Origin of the sequence: Persicitalea sp. (genome assembly GCF_041751555.1) — a bacterium.
In the GTDB taxonomy this organism is placed as follows: domain Bacteria; phylum Bacteroidota; class Bacteroidia; order Cytophagales; family Spirosomataceae; genus Persicitalea.
The window spans coordinates 1-7,763 of the sequence record NZ_JBGSXF010000360.1 but is presented as its reverse complement, the minus strand read 5'-3'; the positions used below and the strand labels follow the sequence as shown (position 1 = coordinate 7,763).

Below are 7,763 nucleotides of genomic sequence, written 5' to 3'. Positions count from 1 at the left end.
CGGGGTAATAGCCCAGCCCCGTGTAGTAGAAGAAAACCACGTCCTGTGCGCCGATCCGCATTTGATTCAGCGTTTCCCGAACCGCCTTGGCCGTGAAGCTCGCGCGGTTGTGAGGATACTCTTTAAGTTTCAGGCCCGTACCCGACTCGGCGGTTTTCAGTATGTACATGATGTTCTCCTCGTCCTCTAGGCTGATACCACCCAGTTTGGGGTCTTCCACGTCGGAGACCATGATGGCGTGGAGGGTTTGGGAGTGGGTGTCGAGGGAAAAAAGCAAAAGGAAAAGCGCAGGAAGAAATCTTTTCATAGAGGGCCATATTTTAGCATACCCGCTGATATTCAACAGCTATAATGTCCGATATCAAAGCTAATATATGGAATTAAAAGGACAAAGTTCAGAGTGGGGAGGATACAAGTCGAAACAGCTATCTGAGTCAGTTCGAATAGTGAAGAAACATAACGCTGACCCTTGATGTTAGTTTTGAATATAAAAGCGGAAAAGTCATGGATAGCTATGGCGCAATTTTTATTCCCGCATTCACTAATTCAAAATCAACTATGAATTGGAACGACGTAATAACCTACGCCAAAGAAGGCAACCCCACGCCGCCGAGGCGCGTGGAAAAAACCGAAGCAGAATGGAAAGCCCAGCTTTCCCCCGAAGAATATCAGGTAATCCGGCAGAAAGGCACCGAGCGGGCCTTCACGGGTGAGTACTGCGAACGCCACGAACCGGGCCTCTACGGCTGTCGCGCCTGCGGTACGCCGCTCTTCGACTCGACGGTGAAGTTCGAGTCAGGCACGGGCTGGCCTAGTTTCTCGGAACCCGTGGCCGAAGATGTCATTGAATACGACCTCGATACGAGCTACGGAATGCAACGCGTGGAAGTGATGTGCAACGTGTGTAACGGCCATTTGGGTCACGTGTTCCCTGACGGCCCGAAGCCTTCGGGATTGCGGTTTTGCATCAATTCGGCTTCAATCAAGAAAGTGGAAGAATAGATATGAATTATGAGATATTAGATAGGAGAACTAGTTACGCCGAAGTCTTACGTTCAATACCTAATTTCTCCTATCTATTTACAGATCAACGGCTCGACGTACACATAGTCGTCGGGCATTTTGACATGATCCATTTCGGCCCCTTGCCGCGCCCTGGGGTCGTTATTAGCGGGTGACGGGAGCCAGCGGCCGTAGTTAATGGTGTACTGAATGCGGTCGCGCTGGTTGCGGGTGAAGGAGTTTTCGTAGCCCAGGTAGTAGTCCATGATGTTGGTACTTACGAAAGTCGTTCCGTCGCAAGCGGTGCGGCGCTGGCGCAGAGTGCGGTAGTTGTCCATGTAGGTAGCGCGGTCGTAGTAAGGTGTGTCAGCGCAGTAATCCGGGTCAGTGGTGCTGCAAGACTTGCTTTCGTCGCCGTTGCCGTCGAAAACGTGGTTCAGGCCCAGCACGTGGCCTGCCTCATGCGCCAGCGTGCTGGAACGACTGTCGTTAAGATCGGCTTTGTTGAGATACACGCCGTAGGGCAAATCCGGCGAGGTGCGACTGGCCGACTGCACCCGAAAACCAGTGCTGGCCTGGGTAACGGGTAGGTTATACGCAAAGCCGCTCAGGCTCTCTTCCTGCGAAATATCATAAATCCAGACGTTGAGAAAGCGATTCGGATTCCAGTAGTTGCTCCAGGCTTCGTACACGGCTTGCCGCGAGGTAAAAGTGGTTCGAGATGAAGTCACGGCATTCAGGCCGTTGATTGTAAGGCCTTGGCCCGTTGGATTCGTTTCGGCGGCATAAAACTCCACAAAATTGTCCACGGCGTTTTCATCCCTCGCTCCATTGTAGGGGTTCCACTTATTGCGGAAAGCATCCGTCATACCCTGAACCAGCCGACCAATTTGTGCCTCGCTCAACGTAGAATTCACGGTGTGGAACACGACGGGAATCCGCACCAATTTGTAAGGTAGCACCGTTACCGTGAAGGTGTTGCTCACGCGATTGCCAATCTTTACCGCAAATGTGTAGCTGCCCACCGCTGTCGCCTTGAAAGGCGAACTTCTAGCCTGGCCGTTGACAAGGTACTGAACTGCCTGCACCGGAACGCTCACTGCCTGACGGGTTTGGTCGGTCACCTGAACCAGAGTCCGCAAATCAAGTTGGTCGCCGATAAGGATTTCCCGGCCATCGGGCGTGGCCAGCGTCAGGGTATGCGTAGGGTCGAGTTGATAGTTTCTTTCGAGCACGTCGTCGGGCGGCGTACAGCTTAGCGCGACGATGGTCAGAAAGGCAAGAAACCCGTAGGTACTTTTCATAAGTAGTAAGGACTAAGGGATTGATCGTCAAGAATCCGGCAGGCGAGGGACTTAATAACGAGAAGAGGTCGGTTTTCTTATCGCTCTATTTCAAAAAAATAGCGCGGCTTAGTCCTTAGCGTACCCGTCACTTCTTTGGCAATCGTCGTGTTCCAATGCCTGGTTGTCATCCGGTAATGCTAAATTTCTAGTGAGATATTTCACCAGTGGTATCGACTTTCTCGCGGCTTTTTTCCATATTTCAGTAACGTTTGAAAAATGAAAAGACTTATTCTTCTCGGACTCCTTGTTTTGGTAAGTCAATCTTGCCACCGACAGGAGTACGTACTTTTCAACGACCCAACTACCGGTCCTTACCTGTACCAGGAAAAGAGCGAGCCTGCCGTCATTGAGAAGCCATCCACTTTTGCGCAGGCAGATACGGCTAAAACCTTGACAGACGAAAGGCAGTTGAACATGGTTTTGCCGCCTCAACCGAGTCTCACTTTATTGGAAGTTAAGAAACCTCAGCGAGTTTTTGTCAGGAAAAACCCGATCAAGGTCAAAAAGTTAGCGCAGCAAAACGGAAACCCCTTATTTCACAAAAAAACAGACGAACCAGAACCGCGTCCTTCTAGGGGTTTGGGAGTTGCTTCTCTGGTCTTTGGAGCACTCGGCTTGGTACTTTTAATCCCATCTCTGCTCACAATGGGATTGGCTGGACTAGCATTCACGGGTTTCGTGTCGGGGATAATCGGTCTTTTTTTGGGAATATTTAGCCTAATCCGCGTAAAAAATAGTTCGGATGTGCCTACCGGCCGAAACGCTGCACAAGTCGGCGTGGTTATCAGTACGCTCACATCGATGGTTGGTGGATTGCTGTTGATGTCAATTCTCCTGGCTGCACTCTCCTCAGGCTTTCTCAGTTGCAGTTGAAAAAATATCTTTTACGCCCCCCACTTATCCAACTGCTTCACCAGCACCTCCATATCCTTCGGGTAAGGCGCGACTGCCTGTACGCCCTCCCCATTCATCAGAAAAAACGACAGTGAATGCGCGTGCAGCGCCACACGCTGAATCAGCGGTTGCTCCTCGGTACCCTGTTTCAAGTTGAATTTTCGCTTGATATTGGATAAAAAAATCGGCTCGCCACCGTACTGCGGATCATTGACGATGGGCGCTTTCAGGCACGAAAGGTGGATGCGAATCTGGTGCATTCGGCCCGTAACGGGGATGCACTCCACCAACGTGTAGCCTTTGTAAATTTTCAACGTATTGAAAATCGTCTCGGCTACTTTGCCCTTCTGGCGGTCGATGGCCACGGCGGTACCGTTTTTTAGTTGATTGATGGGCAAGTACACCGACACGCTGTCGAACTCGTGCATGCCGATCGAAACGGCGTGGTAGCGCTTGGTCACCTCCCGCGCCTCAAACTGCATGGCCAAATGGCGGTACGCCTCGCGGTGTTTGGCGAAAGCCAACGCGCCGGAAGTTTCCTTGTCGAGGCGGTGGGCGGCCATCAAATCGGGATTGTGTTCACGGGCAAATCGCAGCAGACTGTCGCCCCGGTCGGCGGTGCGTTCGTCGAGGGTGGCCAGGTTGGTAGGTTTGTTGACGATCAGGAAATCATCGTCTTCGAACAGAATTAATTTTTTGAAATCCAATTTCATATTTGGAATTTTTTGGGGCAAAGGTCGGATTTTTCTTCTCGCAAAGGCGCGATAACGCAAAGAGATTTATAGCCGAAAGCCTTTGCTCCCTTGCGACTTTGCGAGAAAATAAGCTATTTCGGTAAAATCGAAGCTATGAAGAAAAAAACTGTTCTCGTCCTCCTACTTTCGCTACTTTTCCTGGAAGCAAGCCGCCCAGTACCACCCCCGCACACGACCTGGGCCACTTACCGCGCCGATGCCGCGAGTACGGCTTATTCGGCTCTGGATCAAATCAACCTCGGCAACGTCCAAAATCTGGAAGTCGCCTGGACCTACCGAACGGGTGACGCGCGGGAGGGCAACCGTTCCTCCATTCAATGCAACCCCGTCATCGCCGACGGACGGATGTACCTTAGTTCGCCGCAACTCAAACTCATGGCTCTCGAGCCGGAGACTGGTCAGGAGCTTTGGCGCTTCGACCCTTTCGCCGGACAAACCGCCACGGGCACCAATCGTGGGGTAGTTTATTGGGAGTCGGGCACAGACAAGCGCATCTACTATTCCGCCGGGCCGTACCTCTACGCGCTGAACGCCGCGACGGGAAAGCGGGTGGGTAGTTTTGGCAAGAATGGCAGGATAGATTTACGGGAAGGCTTAGGCCGCGAGGCCGAAAAACTAACCGTCTGGGCTTCGTCGCCCGGCATTGTTTTTCAAGATTTATTGATTCAAGGCACCGCCCTCACCGAAGGCTACGACGCGGCCCCCGGGTTTGTGCGGGCTTACGACCTCAAAACCGGAAAAATCGCCTGGACTTTCCACACCATTCCGCAGCCTGGCGAGTTTGGCTACGACACCTGGCCGAAAGAGGCCCATAAGGAAGTCGGCGGGGCTAATTCCTGGGCGGGGCTGTGCCTGGACGAAAAACGCGGCATCGTCTTCGTCCCTACGGGCTCAGCGGCTTTCGACTTTTACGGCGGCAACCGCGCGGGCGAAAACCTGTTCGCTAACTGCCTGCTGGCTCTCGACGCCCGCAGCGGAAAACGTAACTGGCACTACCAACTCGTCCACCACGACCTCTGGGACTACGACCTGCCCGCGCCGCCCACACTCGTGACGCTCAACCAAAACGGCAAAACGATCGACGCCGTGGCCCAAACTACCAAGATGGGCATGGCCTTCGTTTTCGACCGCGAAACGGGGAAACCGATCTTCCCCATCGAGGAGCGCCCGGTTCCCACATCGGCTTTATTGGGAGAAACTACCTGGCCCACGCAGCCTTTTCCGACCAAACCCAAACCCTTCGTGCGGCATACTTTCACTCGTGCCGATATTTCGGACGTCACACCGACCTCTATAGAATTTCTCACCAATTTTATCAATGGGGCCACCCTGGGTAACATTTACACGCCGCCGGGCATCGGGGGCGTGGTGCAGTTTCCCGGCACGCGCGGCGGAGCCGAATGGGGCGGCCCGTCGTTCGATCCTGAAACGGGAATCATGTACGTAAACGCCAACGAAGTACCCCTTTTGGTCAAGATGAAAAAACTGGAAGCGACGGATGACGCTACCCTGGCGTCGCGGGGCAGCAAAGTCTATGCCCTCAACGGCTGCGCAACCTGCCACGGCAGTGACCGCGCGGGCAGCAAAGTCTACCCCTCTTTGCTGAATTTATCCGCAAGGCGCAGCGAAGCAAAAATAAGCAAAATCCTTGCGAAGGGACGCGGACAGATGTCCGCTTTCCCGGCCATTGCGGGAAAAGATAAAGAAGCATTACTGGCTTTTTTATTGGATAAAAAAGAGAAGAAAACCGCCACGACAACTGAAACTACCCCTACCCGCTACGTCCACAATGGCTGGAATATTCTGCAAGACAAAGACGGCTACCCCGGCGTGAAGCCGCCCTGGGGTACGCTCAACGCCATTGATCTAAACAAAGGCGAAATTCTGTGGCAAGTACCACTCGGCGAATACAAAGAATTATTGGACAAAGGATTACCACCGACGGGTACCCAAAATCTCGGTGGCCCCGTTGTCACGGCGGGCGGGCTGGTGTTCATCGGTGCCACGAAAGACGAGAAGTTCCGCGCCTTCGACAAAGGCACGGGCAAGGTAGTTTGGGAATACCAACTACCCTTCGGCGGCTACGCGACGCCTTCCGTCTATCAGGTGAAAGGAAAGCAATACATCGTCATCGCGGCGGGCGGCGGCGGCAAAGTCGGTTCGCCTTCCGGGGATAGCTACGTGGCGTTTAGGTTGAAATAAAAACTTACTTTTGGGGAAAAATTGAAGACATGAAAGCACTTTTCCTCATCGCCTTCCTTATCCCTTTTATGCTCCCGGCCCAGCCCATTCCCCTTGCCCAAAAACTCCACGACGCCCACGCCACCTACCGCGAAACTACCCTGACCCAACGCCGCTTCAAGCACAAAGACGTGCAGGCGTTGCTGGACAAACGCCGCGACAACCCGCTCTACGAAATCACGAAAGTCGGCGAATCCTTCGAGGGGCGGGATATTAACATGGTCAAAGTAGGCCACGGGCCACACAAGGCATTGCTGTGGACACAGATGCACGGCGACGAGCCCACCGCGACGATGGCCATCTTCGACATTCTGAATTTTCTGGAAAACAAAAACGACGACTTCGATGCGCTGCGAACACAATTGCTCGACAGTCTGACGCTGTACATCGTGCCGATGCTCAACCCCGACGGGGCCGAACGTTACCAGCGCCGTACCGCGCAGGGAATCGACATGAATCGCGACGCGCTGTACCTGCAAACACCCGAAGGTCGCATTCTGAAAGAGTTGCAGCAGACTTTACAGCCTGAATTCGGCTTCAACCTCCACGACCAAAGCCCGCGCTACTCGGCGGGCCGCAGCGGCAATGTAGCCACCATTTCGTTCCTGGCCACGGCTTACGACTACGACCGGAACATCAATGAAGTACGCGAGAAATCCATGAAAATGATCGTGCGCATGAACCGTCTGTTGCAGACTTTCATTCCCGGTCAGGTGGGCCGCTACAACGACGAACACGAGCCCCGCGCCTTTGGCGACAACGTGCAGAAGTGGGGTACTACCCTCATCCTCATCGAGTCGGGCGGCTATCAAGGTGATCCCGAGAAGCAGTATATTCGGCAACTCAATTTTGTCGCCATTCTGTCGGGACTCGCCGCTGTGGCCGACGGTACTTTGGCCAACGAAACCCGGGACGACTACTACCTGATTCCCGAAAACGAACGCTACCTCTACGACCTGCTGGTGCGTAACGCCACCGTGAAGCGAGGAGCCAAAAGCTACCAAGCCGACTTTGGCATCAATCGCAACGAGGTCAACTACGCCAACGCCAGCAAGTTTTTTTATCAGGGTAAAATTGAAGACTATGGCGACCTTTCGACGCACTACGGCAGCGAAGAAATCAATGCCGACGGCTACACGCTGGAGCGGGGAAAAGTGTATCCAACTACGTTGAAAAGCATCAGCGATGCAGCCAAACTTAACCCGGTCGAGTTGTGGAAGCAGGGCTACACCTACCTCCGCGTAGCCAATACGTCTAGTCGCAGCCTCGGCCTGTACTACACGGTGCAGCCTTTTCACATCCTGCGCTCCGCCCCTACCCCGACGGGCTCGCCGGACATGGGCGACGCGGCTACTTTTCTTTTGAAAAAAGACGGAAAGGTGCGGTATGCGGTCGTGAACGGATTTGTGTTTGATACGGAGAAGGCATTTGCAAGAAAAGGCAATGGCCTAGTGGAGTAGATTTTTATTAGGCATGATGACCATTTTGGCTAATTTTGTTTCTTGCCAAAGTAACCTCCATGCGA

Annotated in this window: 7 protein-coding genes; 4 read left to right on the top strand and 3 right to left on the bottom strand. The window is 53.4% G+C overall.

What is annotated here, in order from left to right:
- The coding region (locus ACEW8P_RS13020) for a hypothetical protein (protein ID WP_373513510.1) at positions 1-307 on the bottom strand (307 nt) is incomplete at its 3' end.
- A gap of 251 nt (positions 308-558) precedes the next feature.
- Here ACEW8P_RS13020 and msrB point away from each other — a divergent pair.
- A complete protein-coding gene (gene msrB, locus ACEW8P_RS13015) occupies positions 559-1,002 on the top strand; it encodes a peptide-methionine (R)-S-oxide reductase MsrB (protein WP_373513509.1) in 444 nt (147 codons plus the stop codon).
- A 74-nt stretch (positions 1,003-1,076) separates the two neighbouring features.
- On the opposite strand, the gene ACEW8P_RS13010 is transcribed toward msrB, so the two are convergent.
- Positions 1,077-2,306 (bottom strand): M43 family zinc metalloprotease, encoded by a 1,230-nt coding sequence (locus ACEW8P_RS13010; RefSeq protein ID WP_373513508.1) that lies wholly within the window; start codon positions 2,304-2,306, stop codon positions 1,077-1,079.
- A 258-nt stretch (positions 2,307-2,564) separates the two neighbouring features.
- Here ACEW8P_RS13010 and ACEW8P_RS13005 point away from each other — a divergent pair, with 258 nt between their 5' ends.
- On the top strand, positions 2,565-3,221 hold the full coding sequence (locus tag ACEW8P_RS13005; protein ID WP_373513507.1) for a hypothetical protein: 657 nt from the start codon (positions 2,565-2,567) through the stop codon (positions 3,219-3,221).
- 11 nt (positions 3,222-3,232) lie between these two features.
- Here ACEW8P_RS13005 and ACEW8P_RS13000 read toward each other — a convergent pair whose 3' ends face one another.
- Positions 3,233-3,955, bottom strand: a complete 723-nt coding sequence (locus tag ACEW8P_RS13000) for an RluA family pseudouridine synthase (RefSeq protein ID WP_373513506.1) — start codon at positions 3,953-3,955, stop codon at positions 3,233-3,235.
- Between the two features lie 135 nt (positions 3,956-4,090).
- Between ACEW8P_RS13000 and ACEW8P_RS12995 the strand changes: the two genes are divergently transcribed.
- Positions 4,091-6,199, top strand: coding sequence for a PQQ-binding-like beta-propeller repeat protein (locus ACEW8P_RS12995; protein WP_373513505.1), 2,109 nt, complete (start codon positions 4,091-4,093; stop codon positions 6,197-6,199).
- Between the two features lie 29 nt (positions 6,200-6,228).
- A complete protein-coding gene (locus ACEW8P_RS12990; protein WP_373513504.1) occupies positions 6,229-7,698 on the top strand; it encodes a M14 family zinc carboxypeptidase in 1,470 nt (489 codons plus the stop codon).
- Positions 7,699-7,763: the final 65 nt, after the last annotated feature.